The sequence below is a fragment of the Citricoccus sp. genome, from assembly GCF_032154715.1.
Lineage (GTDB): Bacteria > Actinomycetota > Actinomycetes > Actinomycetales > Micrococcaceae > Citricoccus.
On sequence record NZ_JALDXU010000013.1, the window covers coordinates 1 to 23,261 of the forward strand.

The window sequence follows — 23,261 nt, forward strand, 5'->3', positions numbered from 1 at the left end:
GTGCGGAGGTGGGTGGGTGCGGGGATGGGTGCAGGGGCTGGGTGGGTGCAGGGGCTGGTGCGGTTGGGGACGGCGGAAACTGTGTGGGTACGGCTGAGACCTGGTGCGTGCGGCGGGCAAGGGGGCACGGACGGTGCCTTTGATGCGGAGAAGCCAGGTGCCGGGACTGCGGGTTCTCGAGGCGTGTGCGGTGCAGCGGAGCCAGGTGCCGGGACGGCGGGTTCGACAGGTGCGGCGAGGTTTCGGACCGCAGGGCCGGCACCGCGCGGCCCCAACTGCGTCAGCGGTGGGCGGCGGTGTCGGCCAGTGCGGCTCGGGCAGCATGGAGTCCGGCCATGCCGTGGACTCCTCCGCCGGGTGGCGTGGACGAGGAGGCCAGGTACAGGCCGGGCGTGGAGGTCCGGTGGGGGCTGAGAACCGGGGCGGGGCGCAGGATCTGCTGCAGTCCGCCCATGGACCCTCCGGCCACGTCCCCTCCGATGAGGTTGGGGTTCCAGGACTCGAGCGCCGACGGCGGGGTGGCCACCCGGCGGACGATGCGATCCCGGAATCCGGGGGCGAAGCGCTCGATCTGTGCTTCGATCAAGCCGTCGACCGGGGCGTCATAGCCGCCGGGCACGTGGGCGTAGGTCCACAGCACGGTCTTGCCTGCCGCCTCACCGGTGGCCCGGGAGGGATCCGCCCCCTGCTGCTGGCACACCATGACGAAGGGCCTCTCCGGGAGCCGTCCGGCCTTGGCCTCGCGCTCCGCGTATTCCATCTCAGCGAGCGTCCCACCCACGTGGACGGTGCCGGCGCCACCGACCCTCGAGTCCGTCCATGGGACCGGCCCGTCGAGCAGATAGTCGATCTTGGACGCCCCGGTGCCGTATGTCCACCGCCGGAGATGGCCGGCGTAGCGATCGGTGAGGTCGGCGCCCTGGAGTTGCAGCAGCTGGCGCGGCGTCAGGTCGAGCAGGATCGCATCGGCACCGGCGAACTCACCGAGGTCGGTGACCTCGTGGTTCAGGTGGATGCGGCCCCCGTGGGCGTGCAGGACCGAGGCCAGCGCGTCCACGATTCCCTGGGATCCGCCCCGGGCGACAGGCCAGCCGCGGGTCATGCCGAGGGCCCCGAAGATCAGGCCGAAGGCCGAGGTCAACACATGTGAGGGCGGCAGGATGGCATGGATGGAGGACCCTGCGAACAGGGCGCGGGCCGGCTCGTCGCGGAAGATCGTGCGGCCGAGGGCTCCGGACGGCCAGAGCGCCCGCACCCCGAACCGGGCCATGCTGATCAGGTGCGGAGGCAGGCGGACCAGGGAGGGGCCCAGGATGTTCTCCAGATGGGCGTCGATGTTGCCGACCAGGGGTGCGTGCAGTCGCTGCCAGGCCGCTCCATCTCGTCCCAAGTCCCTGACCGTGGCCTCCATCGAGTCCTGCAGGAGGGCCGCGGGCTGCCCGTCGAGCGGGTGCGCCATGGGGTGTTCCGGATGGAGCCATGCCAGGCCGTGATCGGTCAGTCCCAGGTCACGGAAGACGGGACTGGCCACGCCGAAGGAGTGGCCTGCGGCCCCCAGGTCCACGATGGTTCCCGGGCCCAGAAGGTCGGTGGAGGCCGAGGCACCGCCGTAGGCCGAGTGGCGCTCGTGGACGTCCACCTCCCAGCCGGCCCGGGCCAGCACCGCGGCAGCGGTGAGCCCGTTGGGCCCGGAACCGACGACGACGGCCCTGCGGCCGCCACTGGTACGCGCCGCCTGAGCGCCTGTCCTGTCCTGCGGTGTCTGCTGAGCCATGGGGTCTGCTTCCGTCCTTTGAAGATCCTGTGAATATCCTGCAGGGCCGGAATGAGACGTGGATGAGCCGGGGATGAGATCTTGATGAACGCCGCGCTCAGTCGTCGGCTACCGCCCCGGCAGTCCTCCCGTCTGCCTCCCGGACTGGGCCCGACTCAGCCAAGTCCTGCGGACGCGTTGCGGGGTCCAGGGGCGCTCCGGACTGATATGCCGCACGGGCCAGGGTGTTAGAGGCCATGGAGGAGACGATCACCAGTGCGGCGATCGTCATGAGCGATACCAACAGCGTCCACCATTCGAAACCGTCGCGGCCCGTCAGGTGGACGAAGACGCCAAGGACCGCCAGTGGCAGTCCCATGCCGGTGGCCGAAGAGAACACGTTCATCATCTGCAGAGCGTCCTTCGCCCTAAGCATGGCCGTGGCCGAGAGCAACACGAACAGGCCCCCGCCGAGGATGAAAACGGCCGACACCAATTCATAGACGTCGAATGCGGTCATCAGCGTTCTCCCCTCGTGAGGATGCGGGCCAGGGCCACGGTGGCCAGGATACCCAGGAAGGCTGCCAGCATGGCGGCGTCCTGGACGATGGCCGATTCGGTCTGGACGCCGATGATCATCAGGATGCCGATGGAGGCGAAGTACACGAGGTCGCCGACCACCGCCCGTTCGGCAGCCGAGGTGGCGGAGTAGACCCGGCAGAGGCCCAGGATCACCGCGGCGGCGAGAATTCCCATGGCCAGGGCAAGTACGAGGTCCGGGATGGAGTCGAAGATCATGGACGCCGCCCTTCCTGAGCATCTGCTCGCACCTCGGGCCGATCATCCCAGCCGCTGCCCCGTGTCATCCTCAACAGACGATCCTCCATGTCCCGCAGTCCCTCTCTCACAGAGTCCCGGTCCGCGTCGAACACGGAATGCACGAAGACCGTGGCCGGCTCGGTGTCCGTGCCATGTGCCGTGCCGACCACCAGGGTTCCCGGGGTGATGGTGATGGAGGAGGCCATCCACGTCACCTCGAGATCCGTGGTACCCCGCAGCGGAAAACTCACGATCGACGGTTGGGCGAACGTGCCGGGCGTGAGGGTCCGCCGGGCGACCAGCAACGACCCCGAGATGACCTGACCGATCAGCCAGACCAGGTAGCGGACCATGTTCCAGATGCTGAAGCGCCAATGATCACTCATTCGATGCCACCTCCCAGGACCGCCTCCACATAGGGTCCGGTCTCGAACAGGCCGGCCGCCGCCGTCTCGATGAACGGCATCAGCGTACCGGCGAAGACGAAGAGCAGCACGGAGACTCCGATCATCACGACGCCCGGAGCCAGCAATCGGCCCGGGATCCGGACCGAGTCCGGCACCGCTTCCTCCGGACCACGGTCCCGGCTGCCGTCGGCCAGGACCGGCCGGTACAGGCGCAGCGGCTCGCCGGCGAAGGACCGGCCCCACAAGCGTTGCAGAGCCACGAGGGTCGCCACGGAGGCCACCACGATCGCGGTCAGGAACACCGGGGTGTACCACGCAGGGTTGCCACCATCCTCGGGACCGACCACCGAGACGGCCAGCCCCAGCTTGGCCCACAGGCCCGAGGTCGGCGGGAGGCCGGCCAGGGACAGCAGTCCGAGGGCGACCACGACGGCGGCCAGACGGTCCCGGTGCAGCATTCCGGAGAGCTTGCCGAGGATCCCGGTTCCATAGGTCTGCTCGACCGCACCGGCCGTGGTCAGCAGTGATGCCATGGTGACCACATGGTGGATGAGGTAGAACAGGCCGGCTGCCACGGCGGCCGGTGAGGCGATGGCCACGCCGATGAGGATGTGGCCCACACCGGCGATCATCTGGAAGGCCATGACCCCGCGGAAGCGGCTCTCGCCGAGTGACCCGAGCGCCCCCAGCACCATGGTGGCGAGGACGACGACGGCGATCACCACCGCGACCGTGGTCGCCGTGCCGTGGGGGGCCGACGTCGTGACCGTGTTTCCAGCCGGGCCGGCAGAGCCTCCCGGCGCGAACGCGGTGAAGTAGATCCGGAAGATCGCGTACAGCGCGACCTTGGTGTGGAGTGCGGAGAACAGCGCCATGATGCCCGCCGAGGTGCCCGGGTAGGCGCGCGGCATCCAGCCGTGGACGGGGACCACCCCGGCCTTGATGGCCAGGGCCAGCAAAACGACCGTGACGGCCAGGGCCACTTGCGGGTCCTCGCCGGCTTGTCCGGCCAGGGCGGCCAGGTTGACGGTGCCCGCCGAGCCGTAGACGAGGCCCACGCCCATCACCAGGATCGCGCTGGTGACGAGGTTGACGATCACGAACATACGGCTGATCCCGAGCCGCCGCCACGTGCCCGTCACGGCGATCAGCGCATAAGAGGGCAGCAGCATGACCTCAACGAACACGAAGAGGTTGAACAGGTCTCCGGTCAGCAGGGCGCCGTTGACGCCGGACATCAGCAGCAGTGCGAGAGCCGGAACGAACCGCAGCCGGTCCTCGCCGGAGGCGGTGAGGAACCAGCACGAAGCCGCGGTCGCCAGGCCGGTCGTCGCCAGCAGCACCGCCGTCAGCGTGTCCGAGACGAACGGGATGGCGATCCCGCCCTCAAAGCTGCCGATCGCGCTGGCCAGGACCGGGGCGTTTTGGTGATGGACCATCAGCGCGACGGCGGAGGCCAGCACCAGCACCGGAACGGCGATGATGAGGATGCGGTCCAGTACCCGGCGGCGCAGGATCACCGAGATCCCGGCGAACAGCAGGGGGACGGCCACGAAGAGCGGCAGCAGGGAACCGATGAACTGGTCGGTCATGCGTGGTCCACCCCCTGCTGGTTCCCTGGCTGGTGCTCTGGCTGGCTGGCGGTCTGGCTGTCGTGCCTGATGCCTGACTGGACGTCGTGCTGTCCGGCTGGCGGGTTTGATGGCCGGTCGTCTGGCTCATCTGGCTCGTCGTGGTCGCTGACGATGGGTGACCTCTCCTGATCGTCGTTCCGCCCGATGACCGCCAGCGCGAGCATAAGGATGGTGGTGGCCATGGCGATGACGATGGCCGTCAGCACGAAGGCCTGTGGCAATGGGTCGGCGGACTCGGCGACGGAGGTGCTGTCCATGAGCGGCTCGTGGCGCCACCCGGGTACACCGCTGGCCAGCAGCAGAAGGTTCGCGGAGTGGGAGATCAGGGTGAGCCCGAAGATGGCGCGCACCATGTCCCTTTGCAGCAGCAGCCAGACTCCGGCGGTAGTCAGCACCCCGACGGTGATGGCAAGGACGAAGATGGAGTCGAACATGTCACCGCCCCCATTCTTCGGGCCGGACGCCGGACGAGATGTGTTGCGTCTGCGGCCGGACGGGGATGGAGCTGGTCACGGGTGCGGCTTCCTCCTGGGTGTCCGGTGCCGGGGTGTCGATCTCACCCAGGAAGGCCTCATCCACGCGCTCCCGGGTGCTTTCGCCGCCTTCCTGCTCGGCGGAGGCGGGTGCCGTACCGAGGACGTTGAAGGCCAGCATGACCAGGCCGATCACGGCGAGGTAGACGCCGGCGTCGAAGATCATGGACGTGGTCACGTGCTGCCCCAGGAGATAACCGTGCTGGGGTTCCATATAGGTCCCCGTGAACGCCATGTTCACCAGGCCGATGGTCACGGCGATCACCACGCCGCCGCCGATGAGGAACAACGGGGCACGTGGAGGACCGATCTGACGGTCCTTCGAGGTCGAAAGGTACAGCAGTCCGACCACGGCCGAGCCGACCAGTGCAGCGATGAACCCACCGCCGGGCTCGTTGTGACCGCGGAGGAAGAGGATCGCTGAGACCACGGCGAGAATCGGCAGGATCACCTTGAGCATCAGTTGCAACTGGCTGGTGTTGGCCCACGAGTCCAGAATGGCGCGCCGAGCGGTCGGGGTGCCCAGCTCGGGACCCTCCGGGGCGCCGGAGCCGTCGTCCTCGCCGGGCGTTGCCGGCATCAGTTGAGGGTCCAGGTGGCGATTGCGGATGGTGGAGAGAATGGCGGCAATGGCCACCCCGGTCATCCCCAGCACGGCCAGTTCCCCGAGGGTGTCCAGCGCCCGGAACTCCACCAGGATGACGTTGACGATGTTGACCCCGCCGGTGATGTCCTGGCCGTTCTCGAGCAGGTAGGTGCCGACCTCCGACTTCTCCCGGCGGCCGGTCAGCCCCCAGACGGCCAGGCCGGTCGCCAGCCCGGCGCTCACGGAGATGAGGGCGGCCGGCACGGCGCGCCGGGTGCGGACGCGCCGGAAGGTCCGCGGCAGCTTCTGCAGGACCAGCATGATGACGATGACGGTCAGGGACTCCACGAGCAGCTGGGTGAGGGCCACGTCCGGGGCGCCGAGGGAGACGATCTGCACGGTGACCAGGATCCCGACAGCGGACAGCGCCACGGTGGCACCGAGGCGGGAGCGGGCCATGGCCACGCCCAGCGCCGAGACGGCCAGCAGGATCAGCAGCACGATGTCCGACGCCCGGTTGAGGTTCGGCTGCAGCGGCGGCAGGGAGCCGCCGGCGTTCAGGAGGAGCACTCCGGGCACCACGATGGCGGCCAGGGACAGCACCATCATGGCCGCGTGGGAGGCGGCGGCGTCCCGCGCGGTGAGACGGTTGACCCCTGAGCCGAGCGCCGCCAGTGCCGCGGTGGCGGACTCGATCAGCCCGGACCCGCTGAAGGGCAGCTCTGCCCGTTCCAGGGCGGGCCAGAGACGGTGACGGAACGCCAGGGTGCCCAGGCCCACAGCCAGCACGGCCACGGTGGTCAGCAGTTCCGGGGTGACACCGTGCCACAGGACGAAGTGCGGGTGCACCTCCGCTCCGGGCAGGGCAGCCGTGGCCGCCGCGCCAACGGCGGTGTCCAGCAGGGGCAGGGCGAACAACGCGGCCACGGAGGCCAGGATCGGCAGCGCGGTGGAGCCCACGAGGATGGTGCCGGGCGCGTGGCCGGCGTCATCGTTGTGGGCGTGACTCGCTGCCGGTGCGGGCTCCGGTGCCGTGGCACGCCGGGGATCCCAGAAGCCGCCCACCACGATCTTGGCGCAGTAGGCCACCGTGAGGACGGATCCGAGGGCGGCACCGGCCAGGGCCGCGGGGCCAGCCCAGGCGGGCAGGGTTGCGGCGGCAGCTCCGGCGGCCACCCAATCCGTGGACCAGGCGTTGAGCGCGGTGAAGATGGACTCCTTGGAGACGAAGCCGAGCAGCGGCGGGATGCCGGCCATCGCCCCGGCACCCAGGACCGTCACCGCGAAGGTGCCGGGCAGGACACGGCGCAGCACGGGCATCTGACGCAGGTCACGCGTGCCCGTGGCGTGGTCCACCACCCCGACCATCATGAACAGGCCGGACTTGAACAGGGCGTGCGCGATGGTGTGGATCAGGGCGGCGGCGATGCCGGCCTCCGTGCCGGTGCCGATGGCCGCGACGATGAGCCCGAGCTGGCTGACCGTCGAGTAGGCCATCAGCTTCTTGAGGTCGTGCTGCTGCAGCGCCCGCCAGCCGCCGACGAGGGCGGTGACGAGGCCTGCGGTGACGAGCAGGACCGACCACAGCGCGTTGTCATGGAACGCCGGGGAGAACCGCAGGAGCAGGAAGATGCCTGCCTTGACGACTGCGGCGGCGTGGAGGTAGGCGGACACCGGGGTGATGGCGGCCATGGCGTCCGGCAGCCAGGAGTGGAACGGGAACTGGGCGGACTTGGTCATCGCGGCGAGCGCGATGAGCAGTCCGATGGTGGTGGTGAACGCCGGATCGGACGTCCACAGGCCTCCAGCGGCCTCGGGGTCCAGGATCTCCGAGAGGTCGGTGGTGCCGGCGCGCACGGCCACCAGGACGACGGCCACGAGGAGGGCCAGTCCGCCGAGGAACGTCACCAGCAGAGTGCGCATGGACGGGGCGAAAGCGGAGCGACCGGAGCGGGCGATGAGCAGGAACGAGGCCAGTGAGGTGAGCTCCCAGCACAGGAACAGCACCATCAGGTCATCGGCGGTGACCAGACCGACCATCGACACCGTGAACAGGGCCATGCCGAGGTAGAAGCTCAGGTACGCCGAGGGCCGCATCCCGGCGTCGAGGTACCGGGTGGAGTACACCAGCACGACGGCACCGATGAGCAGGGAGATCAGCGTGAAGACGCTTGAGATGGGGTCCGCGGCGAAAGACAGGTCGATCCCCCACGCCGGGATCCAGGGGATGGACCACGTGTTCGCGGCCGGTCCGGAATCGCTCCCCGTACCGGCGGAGCCGCCCGCCTGCAGGGCCGGAAGATAGAGCACCGCGGCGCCCAGGTAGGCGGCGGCCAGCGGCCAGCCGGCGTTGCGTCCCAGCCAGCGGCAGAACAGTGGGGTGAGGATGAGGCCGACCGCCAGCAGGGCAAGCGTGAGGGCGATGGACATGCGACTCACCCTACCGAAGCCCGGTGGACCCGCGGTCCAGGGCGGCCCTGTCTGAGCCGTTATCGCGGCGGCCGGCGCGACGCCCTTTAAGCAGTCGCGATTCGGGGACTGTCCTCGGAGTCGTTCGCTGCCAGCGAACGAATGGCGTCGGACAGATCCACCAGCAGCCGCCGATCGGCCGGGTGGCCGCTGGCCCGGTCGGTCACCAGGCCGACGGCCAGGTCCAGGTCCGGGTCCGCCCACCCCAGACAGACGTCCGATCCGTTGTGCCCGAAGGTCCGTTCCGTGCTGGTCTCCCCCAGCGGGCATCCCGCTCCGGTGCCGCCGAGTTGCACCCCGGTGCCCCAGCGGGTGGGCAGCCGGGTCCAGCCGTCCGGGCCCCCGTCCGAGCTCGGCGCGCACAGCGCCTCCCGCTCCGGGGCCTGGAGCAGATCCCGGTAGAACCGGGCGAGCTCCAGTGCTGTCGTGGAGATCCCGGCGGCCGGGATCTGGGCCTGCCGGACGACCCGGCGGTTCAGCAGGGCCGCGATCACGGGTCCGCCCGGGGCGGCGCGAAGGGAGCCGTCGAAGGGCAGGCAGCGGTGCAGCTCGGCGTCCGGCACACCGGGATGAACGTCCTGGAGTCCGGCCGGCTCCAGGACCAGCTCCCGCAGCAGCCCCGCCCAACCCATTTCTCCGTCCACTCCGGTGGCCCGCCCGGCAGCCCGCCGTGCCACCTCCGCGAGGATGAACCCGAAATCAAGAGGCTGGTAGGCGGGCCCGGCACCGTATCTCCGGTCCCGACGCCGGCCTGCCGCCACCCGCCGCAGGGACGCCTCGGTGCGGTGCATGGCCACCACGGCGGCCGGATAGGGCCCGGCCGAGGGGACGGCGGAGCGGTGTGTCAAGACCTCGCGGAGGGTGGTCCCGGCTTTCGAGGTCCTCTCGTTCCGCGGCCACCGGCGGCCCGCGCCGTAGTCGGGCCAGTACGTGGCCACGGGTGCATCGAGGTCGAGCAGGCCCTCGCCGGCGAGCCGGTGCACCAACAGGGAGGTGAAGGGCTTGGAGGCGGAGAACAGCCAGCCCAGGGCATCGGGCCGGCAGCGGACGGCCCCGTCTACCACGGTCTGGCCGCGGTGGATCACGGCCAGCTGCACCGAGGCTCCACGGGAGGCCGCCAGTTCGAGGAGATCGGAGGCTTGCACGGTCCCAGCGTAATGAAGCTCCGCGCACCATGTCCCGTGCCGGCGTCGGCACCGGGCCGCCCTACACTCGGCTGGTGGAGAACTTCTGGCTGGCCTTCGGGCTGACACTGCTCGCCGGCCTCTGCACCGGTATCGGCGGGCTGATCTCGGTGGTCCCGCGGCGCGCATCCGGAGCGTTCCTGTCCGTCTCGCTGGGCTTCTCGGCCGGCGTCATGCTCTATGTCTCCTTCATGGAGATCATGCCCAAAGCCCTGGACTCCCTGACCGCGGCCAACGGGCCGGCTGCCGGACCGTGGGCCGCCGGTGCCGCGTTCTTCGCCGGAATCCTGCTGATCGGCGTCATCGACCGGCTGGTGCCCGAGCAGATCAACCCGCACGAGCCCGGCTTGGTCCACGATCCGGCTGCGGCCGTGAAGCGCCGCCGGATGATGAAGACCGGCACCGTGACCGCCCTGGCCATCGGCGTGCACAACTTCCCCGAGGGCTTCGCCACGTTCATCGCCGGACTGACCGACCTGCAGGTGGCACTGCCCGTGGCCCTGGCGATCGCCCTGCACAACATCCCGGAGGGCGTGGCCGTGGCCGTGCCGATCCGCGAGGCGACCGGATCCCGCCGCAAGGCCGTCCGATGGTCCTTCCTCTCCGGACTGGCTGAACCGGCCGGTGCGCTGATCGGCTTCGCCCTGCTGATGCCGTTCATGAACGACTTCACCCTGGGGCTCACCTTCGCCCTGGTGGCCGGCATCATGGTGTTCATCTCCCTCGATGAGCTGTTGCCCACCGCGCGCGAGTATGGGAAGCACCATCTGGCCATGTATGGGCTCGTGGCCGGCATGGCCGTCATGGCCGTTTCGCTGTTGCTGTTCGCGACGCTGTAGAACTGACCCATGACCACCGACCCCGGCACCAACCCCGGCACCGCCGCCGCACCCACTCCTGGTGAACCCACACCTGGCGGACCCACGACCGGCGCATCCTCGGCCGGTGCATCCTCTGCCGATCCGGCCCCGCGGGACGGACGGACCGGGCGGGATGCGCGGGCCGGGCGGGGAACGATCGGCGTCACGCTGGCGGTGCTGGCCGTGGTGTTCATCGCCGTCAACCTGCGTCCGGGGGCCACCGCCCTGGGACCGGTCCTGGCCGAGGTGTCCGCGTCCCTGGAGATCGACGGCACCGTGGCCGGGGTCATCACGGCACTGCCGGGGCTGATGTTCGGGCTCGTGGGATTCGTGGCCGTGAGCCTGGGTCGCCGGGCGGGGCTCTCCCTGACCATCGCGCTCAGCCTGATCGTGATGGTCGTCGGCCTGCTGTTGCGCCCCTTCGCCCCGTCCATCTGGGTCTTCATCCCGTTCACCGCCCTGGCGCTGGCCGGCATGGCCGTGGGCAACGTCCTGGTCCCCGCGTGGATCAAACGGCATGGCGGTGGCCGCACGGTGGCCCTGATGACCCTCTACAGCATGTTCCTCACGGTGGGCGGATCCGCCGGTTCCGGCCTCGCCGCACCTCTGGCCGAAGCGGCCGGCACCACCCTGTCCGCCGGTGACCCGGCCGAGGGCTGGAGGTGGTCACTCGGATTCTGGGGGCTGGCCGCCGTCGTGCCCTTGGTGTTGTGGCTGCTGGTGGCCCGCCGCACAGGGCACGACTTCCCGGGCACCCCGCCGAAGGACGAACCAGACCGGCCGCTGCGGTCCTCCCCCACGGCCGTGTTCCTCATGGTGCTGTTCGGGATGCAGTCCATGAACGCCTATGTCCAGTTCGGCTGGCTGCCGCAGATGTACCGGGACGCCGGACTGGACGCCACTCTGGCCGGTGCCCTGCTGTCCGTGGTCGCGGCGCTGGGCGTGGTCGGCGGGCTCGTGATGCCCACCGTGATCGACCGGTCCAGGACTCTGGCCCCGTGGATGATCGGCTTCGGCATCGCCACCACCGCCGGCTGGGCCGGGATGCTGCTGGCCCCGGCCGAGGGCGGCCTGTGGTGGGCCATCCTGCTGGGTCTGGGCGGCTTCGCGTTCCCGACCGCGATCGCCCTGATCCCCGCGCGCAGCCGGCAGCCGCATGTCACCGCACGGCTGTCCGGCTTCGTCCAGCCCTACGGCTACATCGTGGCCGCCGTCGGCCCGATGGCCGTCGGCTTGATTCATGCGGCCACGGGCAACTGGATTCTGGTGCTCATCCTGCTGGCCTGCTCCGGAGTCGTCTTGGCCCTGGCCGGACTCCGCGTCTCCGCCCGTGTCTATGTGGATGACGAGATCACGGTGCAGCGGGGCTGACCGGCCGCCGGTCAGTAGACGACGGCCTCCTGCAGGGTGGCCTCCCCCGAACGCTCGTCGCCCGCCTCGGTGGTCCACTCGACGGTGATGATGTCCCCCACGTTGTGGTCGTTGACGATTGTCGAGAGCTCGGCGGCCGAGGTCACGGGCTGGCCGTCCACGGTGCGGACGATGTCCCGTTCCCGGAGTCCGAGCTGATCGGCAGAGGAACCCGGCGTCACCTCGATCACGACCGCCTGCTCCTGCTCAGTGCCCACCACGATGCCCAGGGCGCCGTCCATCCCGATGCTGACGGAGTCCGTCTCCTCACCGGAGAGGACCTGCTCCACCACGTCCAGGGCCACGGTCACCGGAATGGCATACCCGTCCACCTCCTCGGCCGTCTCCCCCTGGGATGCCGCCGTGGTGATGCCGATGACCTGGCCGTCCCCGTCCACCAAGGGCCCACCCGAGTAGCCCGGGATCACGTCCGCACTGGTCTCGATGAGACCCGACAGCCGGGACATGTCATCAGGGGCACCGGAGGAGGCCACGATCGACTCGTCCAGTCCGGTCAGCTCACCGGTCACGGCCGTGAGGTATCCCTGGCCACCACCGTTGCCGACGGCCGCCGTGGGCTCACCCCGGTCCGGGAGCTCCGTGTTGATGGAGGCCGTGGCCAGGGAGGGCGCGTCCTCGATCTGCAGCACGGCGACATCGTGCAGCGAATCGCGTCCCAGCACCGTGGCCGTGTAGACCTCACCGGAGTCCGCGACGGTCACCGAGACCTCGGACGCGTCCTCGACGACGTGGTAGTTGGTGATGGCCAGCCCGTCATCGGTGAGGACGGCCCCTGTGCCGGTGCCCATGCCACTCATCAACTGGGTGTCCACCATGAGCACCCCCGGGGCATCCGTGACCCGGGTGCCCTGGTCCAGGCCGGCGTCGTTCAGGTTCGGGCCGGCTTCCCAGTCCACCTGGATCCCGTCGTGGCTGTGCTGCAGGGCCTCGCCGAGAGGGACGCCGCCGGTGGCCGGTAACGCCGGCCCGTGGTCCTGTGCCGCCACGATGTCCTGGATCTCCTCGAAGATCAACAGGCCCACGCCACCGGCCAGGATGGTTGCGGCAAGGAATCCCGAGGCGACGATCAGGCGATAGGCAGGGCTCCGGCGTCGGCGGCGTGGCGGTGGATGCGGAGCCTGGTGCTGCTGTGCGGGCTGGTACTGCTGCGCGGGCACGCCATAGATCGGACCGACGGCGGGGGGCCGGTCCGGAAAGGGCGGGACCCCGACCGGCGGGCGGTCGGGATCCCCCGTGTTCTCAAGGTCTTTCACGGTACTCCGGTGATCAGGACGGGACGTGATGGACCGGGCGGAATCAGATCAGCCGCGGACGGCTGCCAGGGCGGAGTCGTAGTCCGGTTCGGTGGTGATCTCCGGGACGACCTCGGTGTAGGTCACCGTGCCCTGCGGGTCGATCACGATGACGGCCCGGGCCAGGAGTCCGACCATGGGCCCGTCGGCCAGGGTGACCCCGTAGTCCTCGCCGAAGGTGGAACGGAACACCGAGCCGGTGGTGACGTGGTCGATGCCCTCGGCGGTGCAGAAGCGGCCGGCAGCGAAGGGCAGGTCGGCCGAGACGGCCACCACGGTGGTGTTCTCCAGGTCCGCGGCCGCCTTGTTGAACGTGCGGACGGACTGCGCGCAGACGCCGGTGTCCATGGAGGGAAAGATGTTCAGCACGATCGTGCGCCCGGCCAGGGACTCCAGGGTGACCGGTGCCAGGTCGGACCCGGTGAGGGTGAAGGCGGGTGCGGGGGTGCCCTCGGCGGGCAGCTCCCCGACCGTGTTGACGGGGCTGGACTTGAATGCGGTGGTTGCCATGCGCTCCAACCTAGCGGTTTAGGCTGGCGAGGTGGAACTGCGCAGCAATGTCACCGATACCGCACTGCTCTTCGAGGGCGGTGGGATGCGGGCGTCCTACACGTCCGCTGTGGCGGTCGCCCTGCTTGAGGCGGGCATCCACCTGGACTTCGTGGCCGGCATCTCGGCCGGGTCGTCCAATACGGCCAACTACCTGGCCCGGGACCCGTGGCGGGCACGGCATTCCTTCGTGGACTTCGCCGCCGATCCGAAGTTCGGCAACTGGAAGACGTTCCTGCGCGGGGACGGCTTGTTCAACGCCAAGTACATCTACGAGGAGACCGGCCTCCCGGACCAGGCCCTCCCCTACCCGTGGGAGACCTTCCTGGCCAACCCGGCGACCCTGCGGCTGGGTGCCTTCGACGCCGAGTCGGGCCAGCCCGTGTGGTGGGGCCGCGAGGACATCGAGGAACTGGCCGACCTGATGGTGCGGGTCCGTGCCTCCTCCACGATGCCGGTGCTCATGCCGCCGGTTCGGCTGGACGGGCGGACCTACGTGGACGGCGCCCTGGGCCCGGACGGTGGGATCCCCCTGTCCGCCGCCGTCGACGCCGGCCACGACCGGTTCCTGGCGGTGCTCACGCGCGAACGCGGTTACGTCAAGGCACCGGAACGGTTTCCCCGGTTCTACCTGCGCTACTTCCGCAGGCATCCGGCGATCGCCGAGGCGCTGCTCACCCGGTGGCAGCGGTACAACACGACGCGGGAGCGGTTGTTCGAACTCGAGCGTCAGGGGCGGGCCTACCTCTTCGTGCCGGAGACCATGCCGGTGTCCAATGGCGAGAAGGACGTGGTCAAGCTCGCCGCCGCGCACGAGGCCGGGCTGGCACAGGCGCGCCGGGAGATGCCGGCCATCCGGGACTTTCTCGGCCTGCCGGCGGCGTGATGGCTCCCGGTGGCCGCTGCGGGCCGGCCGTGACGCCGACCGTGGCGCGCTGACCGCTACTGAGCCTGACCGCTACTGAGCGGAGTCAGGCAGCCCGAACACTCGGTCGAAGAGCCAGGCGTAGACCGCGTTGTAGATGAGGAAGAAGACGATCAGGGCCGCCTCATAGAGGAAGGCCTCCCACAGACCGACCTGCAGCAGCACGGCCACGGCCGGCACCAGGACGATCACCAGGCCGAGCTCGAACAGCAGCGTGTGCAGCAGGCGGATGCGCAGGGGCCGGCCGGTGTGGCCCGAGCGCCGCTCCCAGCGCTCGAACAGCGTGTTGAACACCATGTTCCAGATCAACGCCACCACGGAGGACAACACCCCGACGGCGGCGCTGGCGCCGGCCGGGTTGCCCATCAGCGCGAGGATGACCGTGGTGAAGCCGATGGCGAGCGCCTCGAAGACGACGGCGTAGACGACGCGGCGCACGGCCGGCGTCGGGAAGACGCGGCGACCGACCAGGGCCCGGCGGCCGCCGGGGGCCAACGGCACCTCACGGTGGACGGCGTCTGACGCGGAGTCAGTGGCGGGCGCGGGGTCAGTCACGGGCCCGGTCGTGGGCTCGCTCGAGGGGTGGGGCGCAGTGCCGGGCATAACGAAAAGACCTCCAAGATGTATCCATGGGAAGGCCTCGACCGGTTTCGCGTCCATGGAAGCAGATGCTCGGCGTCGTGGCCCGATCGCCCGGCAGGCCCCGAGAAGTCCAGGGTGGCCGGATACGGATCGGTGGGGACCGGTGGTCCCATGACGCCGTGTGGTGACTCTACCAAGGTTGAACTCCCGGGACGACGCGGCTATTCCCTGCCGGCCCCGTCATGGGTTGGTGCGCCGTCGTCGTATGCTCTGAGCATGCCGATCACGCGAGATGACCGCGAGACCCTGCCCGCCTCGCCAGTCCCGGTACCCCCGGCCCACCCGTCCGGGGGCCACCGGTGAGCGGCGGACTGGTCGCCCTCCTGGACGACGTCGCCGCCCTCGCCCGCATCGCGGCGGCCTCGGTGGATGACATCGCTGCCGGAGCCACGAAGGCCGGCGCCAAGGCCGTGGGCGTCGTGATCGACGACGCGGCCGTCACCCCGCAGTACATGTCCGGGGCAGACCCGTCCCGCGAGTTGCCGATGATCAAGAGGATCTTCTGGGGCTCGCTGCGGAACAAACTCCTGATCATCCTGCCGGCGCTCCTGCTGGTCAGCGCGTTCATCCCGTGGATCATCCCGTGGATCCTCATCCTGGGCGGCACGTACCTCTGCTATGAGGGCGCCGAGAAGGTCTGGCACAAGCTGCGCGGCCACCATGCCGAGAAGCAGACTCCGGCCACCGAGAAGGGGCCTGAGGCCGAGGACAAGGTGATCAAGGGGGCCATCACCACCGATTTCATCCTGTCCTGCGAGATCATGGTCATCTCCATGAACGAGGTCGCCGACGAGAGTATCTGGTTCCGCGCCCTCATCCTCGTCGTGGTGGCGGTGGCGATCACCGTGCTCGTGTACGGCGCCGTGGCGCTGATCGTCAAGATGGACGACGTCGGCCTGCACCTCGCTCAGAAAGAGGGCACCGGAACCCGGCGGTTCGGCGAGATGCTGGTCAAGGCCATGCCGCGGGTCCTGGCCGCCATCACGTTCATCGGCACCATCGCGATGCTGTGGGTCGGCGGGCACATCCTGCTCCAGCAGTCGGCCGAACTGGGGCTGCATGCCCCCTATGACCTGGTCCATACCCTCGAAGCCCCCGTGGCCGCGCTGCCCGCCGTGGGCGGGTTCCTCGGCTGGCTGGTGAACACGCTGTGCTCGGCCGTCATCGGGTTGATCTGGGGCCTGGCCGTCATGGTCGTGCTGCATCCTCTGCTCCGGCTGCTGCCGATCGGCACGTCATCCGACGCCGTGGAGGATGCCGGCCACGAGGACGGTTCCCTCCGGGCCGCCGTGGCCGGTCACCGTCCGGGCCGCCGGTCTACGACGCAGAGCCCGGGTCCGGCTCAGGACCCGGGATCCGAACCGCCGGCCTAGTGGGCCGTTGCGAGGCCGACCGGCCGGCCTAGCGGGCCGCGTCGCTGGACGCGGCAGACTCGACGGAGAAGGCCCACATCACGCCGAAGCGGTCGAAGACCTGGCCGTACCAGTCGCCCCAGGGTGCCTTCTCGAACGGCATGTTCTCGGACCCGCCGCCGGAGATCAGCGTGCCGATCAGTTCCCGGGCGAGGTCCGGACTCTCCACCGTGTAGAGCAGTGAGTATGCGGTGTCCCTGATCGGGTAGTCCTGGCCGTCCATGGAGTCGCCGCCGGCGAGCTCGCCGCCCGGCAGGGACAGGGTCACATGGGCTACCGCCTGCGGGTCGGGCTCGAAAGGCATACCCTCCATGGGCGCATCGGCATAGCGCAACAGGTCCAGCGTGCCACCGAACACCTCATGCCAGTGCTCAAACGCCTCGGCGGTGTGCCCGGGCAGGGAGATATAGGTCGCGAGGGAGGTACTCATGAGTGCTCCTAGTTCTAGTCTTGTTCCAGTGGTGAGGCGGTGTGGCGCCCACATTCGAGGTGGTTCAGGCTGTGACACCAGCATGTTCTCCCGAGGAGAGGGCCGCACCTCCGATCCTGCGCAGCCCGGCGGATTCCCCACGGCGGATTCCTCACCGAGACCCACGGCGTCGAACCGGGAGCCTTGGACCGTCCGGACGCCCGGAATACAGTCGAAGCGTGAGAGCAACATCGTCGGGCACCGCCTTCGTCTTCGCGGGAGGAGGCGTTCGCGGCGCCGTGCACGTGGGGCAGTTGAGAGCCTTGTTCGAACGTGGCATCACTCCGGACCTCGTCGTCGGCACCTCCGTCGGGGCCATCAATGGCGCTGTGGTGGCCCGCGACCCGCACCCGGACGTCGCCCACGAGATGCTCCAGATGTGGCAGACGGACGAGGCCCGGGCCGTCTTCGGTCAAGCCTGGACCCGCCAGGCGGGCCGAGTGATCCGCGGCCGCACCTACACGTTGTCCGCCAAGCCCCTCGTCGACCTGATCTCCATGCATTTCCCGCCCCGCACCCAGATCGAGGACCTCGACCTGCCCTTCGTCACGGTCGCCACCTCGATCGAGCGGGCGGCGGAGCGCTCCTTCGACACGGGGCCGCTGGTGCCTGCCGTGGTCGCCTCGGCCACAGTGCCAGGCCTCCTGCCTCCCACCGTCGTCGATCACGAGCACTACTTCGATGGCGGCCTGGTCGCCTCGGTACCTCTGGGCCAGGCTGTCCGCCGCGGGGCCACGACGATCTACGTGCTCCAGGCCGGCCAGCTCGACCAGCAGATGACGGTCCCCACCTCCATGGTGGAGACGCTCCGCGTCTACGTGGACATCACCCGCCGGCACAGCTTCACCCACGCCCTGGAGCACGTCCCCGAGGGGGTCACCGTCTATGTGTTGCCCACCGGCGGCAAGCCCCGGGTCCGTGGGCTCAAGGCGCTGATGTCACTCGAGCACACGGCGGAGCGGGCCGAACTGGCCTACCAGGCGACCTCCGTGGAACTCGACCGGATCGCCGGCATGCACCCGGCCTGAACGTTGCCACCTCCGCCTCCCGTCCCTCTCGACCCGGGCCGTGACAGGACGGGCCGGGGATGCCACGGTGGAGGGATGCGCAGCCCCGACCTGACCACATCACTGCTGGACCTCGCGGCCACCCATGGCCTCGACCTCGACCCGTCCACACTGACCATCAATGAGATGGGCCTCGACTTCCGCGTGGCCCTGGCGACCACGGCGTCCTCCAGTGCCACCAGCCCGAACGACTCCGCCGGGGAACGCTGGGTCCTCCGGGTCCCGCGTCGCCCGGACGCCCTGAAGCGAGCCGAGGTCGAATCCCGGCTCCTGGACCTGGTCGGACCGCAGTTGTCCGTGGCCGTCCCCCAGTGGCGCGTCCAGGCCACCGACCTCATCGCCTATCCAGCGCTTCCGGGGGAACCCGGTCTTACCCTGGACCACGACGGCGCGCCCCTCTGGCACCTCGACGTCACCTCCGAGCGGTATGCCCGCTCCCTCGGGGCGTTCCTGGCCGAACTGCATGCGATCGATCCCGCCGACGCCGCCGCGGCCGGCGTCGAGGTCCTCCCTCCGGACGAGGTGAGGACCCGGTGGGCGCAGGACATGGCGCAGGTGGCAGCCGAGTTCCAGGTGTCACCCGCACTGCAGGACCGCTGGTCGGCGTGGCTGGCAGAGGACAGTTTCTGGCCGGCCTTCTCGGTGGTGACCCACGGGGAGGTGTACCCGGCCCACACGCTCGTGGTGGACGAGGAGATCACTGCGGTGCTGGATTGGACGACGGCGTCCGTGGGCGACCCCGCCAGAGATTTCGCGATCCACCACGCCGTGGCGCCCCCCGAGGTGTTCGCCGCCACGCTGGAGGAGTATGTCCGCCGCGGTGGGCGCATCTGGCCCCGGCTGGGAGAGCACGGCGCTGAGATCATGGCGGCCGGCCCGGTGGCCTACGGACTCTTCGCCCTGCAGTCCGGCGTGGCCGAACACCGGCAGGCGGCGCAGGCCCAACTCAACCCGGAGACTGCCGCAGGCTGAGGTCCGCGTCGCGGCACAGGTCCACGTCGTGGTGGGAAAACAGCTGGGTTCTCAGCTGTGTTCTCAGCTATGTTCCAGGAAGCCGCGGAGGATTTCGACGAATTTCTGAGGTGCCTGGGAGTGCACCCAGTGGCCCGCCTCGCGGATCGTGACCTTGTGGGTCTTGGGGAACAGGGCCCGCATGGTTGCCGTGTTCTCATCGCGAACGTAGTCCGAACGGCCGCCGGCCACCCACAGCACGGGGCGCTCGAACGTGGCCCCGCCCGCGTCCGGGAACCCGCCGATGGCGTCCAGACTGGTCCGCAGCAGTTCCAGGTTCGGCTCCCACGTGTAGCCGTCCGGCCCGCTGCGCAGGTTCTGCAGCAGGAACTGCCGGGTGGTGTCCCAGGGGATGGGCTCCTTCAGCGCCTCGTCCGCGTCGGACCGGCGTTCGATGGCGCTCAGGTCCACGGCAGCCAGGCTGTCCAGCAGGTGTGCGAACTCCCCCTCCGCTCCCCCGGCCTGGGTGGGCGCGATGTCCACCACGATGAGCCGCGAGACCAGGTCTGGGTGCCGCAGTGCCAGCACCATGGCCACCTTGCCACCCAGGGAATGCCCGACGACGGCCACGGGCCCGTCCGCAGCGACGCCAGCCCGCAGGGATTCGGCCACCGAATCGGCCATCTGCCGGTAGTCGACCACGTCGGTCCACTCGGACTCGCCATGATTGGGCAGGTCCACCAGCAGGCTGAGGTATTCCGGGGCCAGATCCTTGGCGATCCGGGTGAAATTCTTTCCGCGGCCGAACAGTCCGTGCAGGAAGACGATGCTGTCCCCGGCGGTCTCGGCGTCGCCGATGCGACTGGTGTGCAGGGTGCTTGCAGAATGGTCAGACACGGTCCGAGCCTAGCCCCGTGAGCCCTTCAATAGGTTCCGCATGATCCGCCGGTTTAGGCTGGAGACCATGTCATCCATGGAATCCGCCGCCGGCAATCCGCCAGGTACGAGCGAGAACACCGACGAAATCCCGAGCAAGACACCGCCACACGAGACACCGCGCACGGGCGGCGACTCCGGCACCGAGAATCAGTACAGCACCCGCCTCATCCCATGGGTCCTGTGGCCGACGCTGATCATCATCGTGCTGTTCGTCGGTGTGACGATTGCCTTCCCCGAGGCCATGGAGTCCGGGATATCGGCCGTCCAGCAGACCGTCATCAGCAACTTCAGCTGGTGGTACCTGATCCTGGCGTTCGGATTCGTGGTGTTCTGCGTTTATCTCGGGTTCTCCCGCAAGGGCAACATCAAGCTCGGCCGGCCCGAGCACCAGCCCGAGTTCTCGACGATGTCCTGGCTGGCCCTGCTCTTCGCGGCCGGCATGGGCATCGGCCTGGTCTTCTACGGCATGACCGAGCCCCTCATCCACTTCGCCACGCCCCGGCCCGGCCTCGATGCCACCGATCCCACCACGGGCGCTGTGGCTGAGGACGCTCTCGCGCTGACCTACCTGCACTGGGGCCTGCAGCCCTGGGCCATCTACGCCGTTGTCGGCCTGGCCATCGCCCATGCCATTCACCGCCGCGGCCGGCCGTTGTCGATGCGCTGGGCCGTCGAGCCCCTGATCGGCGAAAAGGCGACCCGGGGCGGATGGGGCCATGCCATCGACAGCTTCGCCCTGATCGGCACCGTGTTCGGCGTGGCCACCTCACTCGGATTGGGCGTCACCCAGATGGCTGCCGGCCTGCGGTCCATGGGTCTTGTCGGCGAGGACGACCTCTGGGTCGAGTACGCCATGATCGCCGCCGTCACCGGTTTCGTCATCTGGTCCGTGGTGTCCGGCGTGAACCGCGGGATGAAGTGGCTGTCCAACACCAACATGGTCATCGCAGCCGGCCTGGTGCTGTTCCTGCTCATCGTGGGCCCCACCCAGTACCTCGCCAAGGAGATGGTCCAGACCTTCGGCCACTACCTGCAGAACTTCATCGGCAACTCCCTCAACTCCTCTGCCTTCTACGGCGCAGAGGGAGATGCGTGGCAGGCCAGCTGGTCCACCTTCTATTGGGCCTGGTGGATGTCCTGGACACCATTCGTGGGCGTCTTCATCGCGCGCATCTCCCGCGGCCGCACGGTCCGCGAGTACCTGCTCGGCGTCATCCTGGTGCCCACGCTGATCTCCGTGCTCTGGTTCGGTGTCCTGGGCGGCACGGCCATCTACTACGAGAACACCAGGCCCGACTGGTACACCTCGGTGGTCGGCCCTGACGGTTCCGTGGACGTCAATTCGGCCCTCTTCCAGGTCCTGGAACAGCTGCCCGGCGGCGCTGTCCTGGTGGTCGGCGCGATCCTGCTCTCGGCGATCTTCTTCATCACGTCCTCCGACTCCGGCTCACTCGTGATGGCCATGATCGCCACCGGAGGCAATCCCGAACCCCCGAACCGCATCCGCGTGATGTTCGCGGTGGCCACCGCCGTCATGGCCGCAGCACTGCTGCTGGCCGGCGGGCTGTCCGCCATCCAGACACTGGCCATCACCATCGGCCTGCCGTTCACCATCCTGATGGTCCTGATGTGCATCGCCGTCTTCAAGGCGCTGCACGTTAACGTCCAGCGGACCGAGGCCATTCGCCGAATGGCGTTCCTGGCGGATATCTCCGACCGGTTCGGCCTGGAGAGCGACGACGACGCGGTGGACTCCGGGCCTGTCTCGGCCAACACGTGGTGGTCCTCCCTCAGCCGTGAACGGCAGCGGGAGATCCACCAGCGCGTCGGTCCGCACACCGGGCGGCGCGTCCGCCAGGCGGCCGGTACGGCAGGACCCCCCGGTCAGGACGACAGCTCTCAGACGGACAAGACCTCCGACTCCAGCCGCGCATAGCTGGTCTCCATCCCGTCGGCCATGCCGGTGGCGAGGATGGTTTCCCGCAGGGCCTCGTCCGGATAGGTGACGAGGAGGGACAGGAGGGTGCCGCCGTCGACCGGTGTGAGCGTCAGCTCGTTGGTCGTGGCGGTCTCCTCCTGGCCAATCATGGCCTCGGTGGTGACCGACCGGTGCGGTGGCTCGATCTCGAGGACCGTGCCGGTGAATCCGAAGCGGTCCTCGCCGCCCTCGCGCTCCCATTCGTAGCGATAGGTCTCCCCTACCGCTGTGCCGACCTCGCACACCGGCATGGTCCAGCCCGCCGGTCCGAGTTGCCACTTGCGGAGCAACTCGGGATCGTGGTGGGCCTTCCACACCTGGTCGAGGGTGCCACGGATGACTCGGCTCAGCCGCGCCTGATGATCCCCGATGAGCTGCGTCTTCACGGCCTGACCGGCAGCGAAGGACTGCAGGTCCGCCACCACCGCATCGATCTGACTCATGGCCGAGAGCGTGCCCTCCTCCATGCCCATCCCGAGGATCTGTTCCAGGTCGGCGGCGGAGTTGAAGTGGGTGGTGTGGACCAACCGGGATCCCTCCGTGGTCTCCTCGAAGGCGAACACCATGCGCATGACCGGTGATCCGAGGTCCCGGGTCCCGTCGTCCTTGCTGAAGCCGTCCAGGACCTCGAAGGATTCACCTTCGGTGACGGCGATGAACTCGAACCAGGCTGCTGAGCTCTCGCCGTCTGGGCCGGTCATGTAATACTGCGATTCGCCACCCGGGTACATGTCGTGCCGGGTGAAAGTGGCCGGCCAGTCCATGGGTCCCCAGAACTTCTCGAGCTGGCGGGGATCGGCATAGGCGTCCCACAACCGGCGCACGGGGACGGGAAAGTCGGCCACGATGGTCATCGTCATGGTCTGAGGATCTTTGGAAACGTTGGTGACGGGCATGATCATGCCTTTCCGAGGGGGCTTTCGGGCTCCGGGTCCGACTCGTCCGCCAGCAGGGCGTCGAGACGTCCGATCCGTCGGCGCCACAGCTGTTCATAGCGGTCCAGCAGCTGTTGTGCCTTGCGGACGGTGTCCGGATCTCCGCTGACGAGCCGCTCGCGGCCCTTCTTGTTCTTCTTCACGAGACCCGCCGATTCGAGGACGGAAACGTGCTTCTGGACGGCCGCGAACGACATGTCGTAGTCCTCGGCCAGCACGGAGACGGACAGCGGCTCCGTGAGGGTCCGGCTCATGATGTCCCTGCGGGTGGAGTCGGCGAGGGCTTGGAAGATTCGGTCCACCTCGTCCTCGTCCAGTTGCCGCCAGGAAGCCTCAGTGCCAGACGTGACGTCGGCTGCTCTATATACAACCATGTGGTTGTACATTAGTGAGCTCCAGTCGACCCGTCAAGGGCTTCTCTGCCGC

At 69.0% G+C, this 23,261-nt stretch carries 22 protein-coding genes; 7 read left to right on the plus strand and 15 right to left on the minus strand.

The window, feature by feature from the left end; all coding sequences use genetic code 11:
• Positions 1–280: 280 nt before the first annotated feature.
• The 8 genes from RUH65_RS03945 to RUH65_RS03980 all read right to left on the minus strand — a co-directional run bounded on the left by RUH65_RS03945 (position 281) and on the right by RUH65_RS03980 (position 9,346).
• Positions 281–1,774 (minus strand): NAD(P)/FAD-dependent oxidoreductase, encoded by a 1,494-nt coding sequence (locus RUH65_RS03945; protein WP_313815897.1) that lies wholly within the window; start codon positions 1,772–1,774, stop codon positions 281–283.
• A gap of 97 nt (positions 1,775–1,871) precedes the next feature.
• Positions 1,872–2,273 (minus strand): monovalent cation/H(+) antiporter subunit G, encoded by a 402-nt coding sequence (locus RUH65_RS03950; RefSeq protein WP_313815898.1) that lies wholly within the window; start codon positions 2,271–2,273, stop codon positions 1,872–1,874.
• Positions 2,273–2,551 carry a monovalent cation/H+ antiporter complex subunit F gene (locus tag RUH65_RS03955; RefSeq protein WP_313815899.1) on the minus strand — a complete coding sequence of 93 codons (279 nt, stop codon included), beginning with the start codon at positions 2,549–2,551 and terminating at the stop codon, positions 2,273–2,275. The genes RUH65_RS03950 and RUH65_RS03955 overlap by 1 nt, the downstream gene beginning before the upstream one ends.
• The gene (locus RUH65_RS03960) at positions 2,548–2,958 is read right to left on the minus strand and encodes a Na+/H+ antiporter subunit E (RefSeq protein ID WP_313815900.1); all 411 of its coding nucleotides are present in this window, start codon (positions 2,956–2,958) and stop codon (positions 2,548–2,550) included. Before RUH65_RS03960 ends, RUH65_RS03955 begins: the two co-directional genes overlap by 4 nt.
• Positions 2,955–4,571, minus strand: coding sequence for a proton-conducting transporter membrane subunit (locus RUH65_RS03965; protein WP_313815901.1), 1,617 nt, complete (start codon positions 4,569–4,571; stop codon positions 2,955–2,957). The genes RUH65_RS03960 and RUH65_RS03965 overlap by 4 nt, the downstream gene beginning before the upstream one ends.
• The gene (locus tag RUH65_RS03970) at positions 4,568–5,047 is read right to left on the minus strand and encodes a cation:proton antiporter subunit C (protein ID WP_313815902.1); all 480 of its coding nucleotides are present in this window, start codon (positions 5,045–5,047) and stop codon (positions 4,568–4,570) included. Before RUH65_RS03970 ends, RUH65_RS03965 begins: the two co-directional genes overlap by 4 nt.
• Position 5,048: 1 nt before the next feature.
• The gene (locus tag RUH65_RS03975) at positions 5,049–8,162 is read right to left on the minus strand and encodes a DUF4040 family protein (protein WP_313815903.1); all 3,114 of its coding nucleotides are present in this window, start codon (positions 8,160–8,162) and stop codon (positions 5,049–5,051) included.
• A gap of 86 nt (positions 8,163–8,248) precedes the next feature.
• Entirely contained in the window at positions 8,249–9,346 is a 1,098-nt protein-coding gene (locus RUH65_RS03980; protein ID WP_313815904.1) for a serine hydrolase domain-containing protein, read from the minus strand.
• Between the two features lie 74 nt (positions 9,347–9,420).
• Between RUH65_RS03980 and zupT the strand changes: the two genes are divergently transcribed.
• Both zupT and RUH65_RS03990 read left to right on the plus strand, forming a co-directional pair.
• The gene (zupT, locus tag RUH65_RS03985; RefSeq protein WP_188805677.1) at positions 9,421–10,224 is read left to right on the plus strand and encodes a zinc transporter ZupT; all 804 of its coding nucleotides are present in this window, start codon (positions 9,421–9,423) and stop codon (positions 10,222–10,224) included.
• A gap of 9 nt (positions 10,225–10,233) precedes the next feature.
• A complete protein-coding gene (locus tag RUH65_RS03990) occupies positions 10,234–11,616 on the plus strand; it encodes an MFS transporter (RefSeq protein ID WP_313815905.1) in 1,383 nt (460 codons plus the stop codon).
• An 11-nt stretch (positions 11,617–11,627) separates the two neighbouring features.
• On the opposite strand, the gene RUH65_RS03995 is transcribed toward RUH65_RS03990, so the two are convergent.
• Both RUH65_RS03995 and tpx read right to left on the minus strand, forming a co-directional pair.
• On the minus strand, positions 11,628–12,833 hold the full coding sequence (locus RUH65_RS03995) for a S1C family serine protease (RefSeq protein ID WP_313815906.1): 1,206 nt from the start codon (positions 12,831–12,833) through the stop codon (positions 11,628–11,630).
• A gap of 144 nt (positions 12,834–12,977) precedes the next feature.
• Positions 12,978–13,478: a thiol peroxidase gene (gene tpx, locus RUH65_RS04000; RefSeq protein ID WP_115931671.1), complete on the minus strand. Its 501-nt coding sequence runs from the start codon at positions 13,476–13,478 to the stop codon at positions 12,978–12,980.
• Positions 13,479–13,509: 31 nt separating this feature from the next.
• On the opposite strand from tpx, the gene RUH65_RS04005 reads away from it, so the two are divergent.
• Positions 13,510–14,403, plus strand: coding sequence for a patatin family protein (locus RUH65_RS04005; RefSeq protein ID WP_313815907.1), 894 nt, complete (start codon positions 13,510–13,512; stop codon positions 14,401–14,403).
• A 72-nt stretch (positions 14,404–14,475) separates the two neighbouring features.
• On the opposite strand, the gene RUH65_RS04010 is transcribed toward RUH65_RS04005, so the two are convergent.
• Positions 14,476–14,997: a PACE efflux transporter gene (locus RUH65_RS04010; RefSeq protein WP_313815908.1), complete on the minus strand. Its 522-nt coding sequence runs from the start codon at positions 14,995–14,997 to the stop codon at positions 14,476–14,478.
• 386 nt (positions 14,998–15,383) lie between these two features.
• On the opposite strand from RUH65_RS04010, the gene RUH65_RS04015 reads away from it, so the two are divergent.
• Positions 15,384–16,457, plus strand: a complete 1,074-nt coding sequence (locus RUH65_RS04015) for a DUF808 domain-containing protein (protein WP_313815909.1) — start codon at positions 15,384–15,386, stop codon at positions 16,455–16,457.
• 28 nt (positions 16,458–16,485) lie between these two features.
• Here RUH65_RS04015 and RUH65_RS04020 read toward each other — a convergent pair whose 3' ends face one another.
• On the minus strand, positions 16,486–16,926 hold the full coding sequence (locus RUH65_RS04020) for a VOC family protein (protein WP_313815910.1): 441 nt from the start codon (positions 16,924–16,926) through the stop codon (positions 16,486–16,488).
• Between the two features lie 218 nt (positions 16,927–17,144).
• Between RUH65_RS04020 and RUH65_RS04025 the strand changes: the two genes are divergently transcribed.
• Positions 17,145–17,993: a patatin-like phospholipase family protein gene (locus tag RUH65_RS04025; protein WP_313815912.1), complete on the plus strand. Its 849-nt coding sequence runs from the start codon at positions 17,145–17,147 to the stop codon at positions 17,991–17,993.
• A 75-nt stretch (positions 17,994–18,068) separates the two neighbouring features.
• On the plus strand, positions 18,069–19,004 hold the full coding sequence (locus RUH65_RS04030; protein WP_313815913.1) for a macrolide 2'-phosphotransferase: 936 nt from the start codon (positions 18,069–18,071) through the stop codon (positions 19,002–19,004).
• Between the two features lie 63 nt (positions 19,005–19,067).
• Here the strand turns inward: RUH65_RS04030 and RUH65_RS04035 are convergent, their stop codons facing one another.
• A complete protein-coding gene (locus tag RUH65_RS04035; RefSeq protein ID WP_313815914.1) occupies positions 19,068–19,880 on the minus strand; it encodes an alpha/beta fold hydrolase in 813 nt (270 codons plus the stop codon).
• A 67-nt stretch (positions 19,881–19,947) separates the two neighbouring features.
• Between RUH65_RS04035 and RUH65_RS04040 the strand changes: the two genes are divergently transcribed.
• On the plus strand, positions 19,948–21,858 hold the full coding sequence (locus RUH65_RS04040) for a BCCT family transporter (protein WP_313815915.1): 1,911 nt from the start codon (positions 19,948–19,950) through the stop codon (positions 21,856–21,858).
• Here the strand turns inward: RUH65_RS04040 and RUH65_RS04045 are convergent.
• A complete protein-coding gene (locus RUH65_RS04045; RefSeq protein ID WP_313815916.1) occupies positions 21,822–22,760 on the minus strand; it encodes an SRPBCC family protein in 939 nt (312 codons plus the stop codon). The two genes, RUH65_RS04040 and RUH65_RS04045, sit on opposite strands and share 37 nt — an antisense overlap.
• 38 nt (positions 22,761–22,798) lie before the next feature.
• On the minus strand, positions 22,799–23,209 hold the full coding sequence (locus RUH65_RS04050; protein WP_313815937.1) for a metalloregulator ArsR/SmtB family transcription factor: 411 nt from the start codon (positions 23,207–23,209) through the stop codon (positions 22,799–22,801).
• Between the last annotated feature and the right edge of the window lie 52 nt (positions 23,210–23,261).

Bases quoted from the DNA above. Each gene is read 5' to 3' on its own strand.
- RUH65_RS03945 (WP_313815897.1), bottom strand. From the start codon at position 1,774: ATGGCTCAGCAGACACCGCAGGACAGGACAGGCGCTCAGGCGGCGCGT.
- RUH65_RS03950 (WP_313815898.1), bottom strand. From the start codon at position 2,273: ATGACCGCATTCGACGTCTATGAATTGGTGTCGGCCGTTTTCATCCTC.
- RUH65_RS03955 (WP_313815899.1), bottom strand. From the start codon at position 2,551: ATGATCTTCGACTCCATCCCGGACCTCGTACTTGCCCTGGCCATGGGA.
- RUH65_RS03960 (WP_313815900.1), bottom strand. From the start codon at position 2,958: ATGAGTGATCATTGGCGCTTCAGCATCTGGAACATGGTCCGCTACCTG.
- RUH65_RS03965 (WP_313815901.1), bottom strand. From the start codon at position 4,571: ATGACCGACCAGTTCATCGGTTCCCTGCTGCCGCTCTTCGTGGCCGTC.
- RUH65_RS03970 (WP_313815902.1), bottom strand. From the start codon at position 5,047: ATGTTCGACTCCATCTTCGTCCTTGCCATCACCGTCGGGGTGCTGACT.
- RUH65_RS03975 (WP_313815903.1), bottom strand. From the start codon at position 8,162: ATGTCCATCGCCCTCACGCTTGCCCTGCTGGCGGTCGGCCTCATCCTC.
- RUH65_RS03990 (WP_313815905.1), top strand. From the start codon at position 10,234: ATGACCACCGACCCCGGCACCAACCCCGGCACCGCCGCCGCACCCACT.
- tpx (WP_115931671.1), bottom strand. From the start codon at position 13,478: ATGGCAACCACCGCATTCAAGTCCAGCCCCGTCAACACGGTCGGGGAG.
- RUH65_RS04020 (WP_313815910.1), bottom strand. From the start codon at position 16,926: ATGAGTACCTCCCTCGCGACCTATATCTCCCTGCCCGGGCACACCGCC.
- RUH65_RS04030 (WP_313815913.1), top strand. From the start codon at position 18,069: ATGCGCAGCCCCGACCTGACCACATCACTGCTGGACCTCGCGGCCACC.
- RUH65_RS04040 (WP_313815915.1), top strand. From the start codon at position 19,948: ATGTCATCCATGGAATCCGCCGCCGGCAATCCGCCAGGTACGAGCGAG.
- RUH65_RS04045 (WP_313815916.1), bottom strand. From the start codon at position 22,760: ATGACGATGACCATCGTGGCCGACTTTCCCGTCCCCGTGCGCCGGTTG.
- RUH65_RS04050 (WP_313815937.1), bottom strand. From the start codon at position 23,209: ATGGTTGTATATAGAGCAGCCGACGTCACGTCTGGCACTGAGGCTTCC.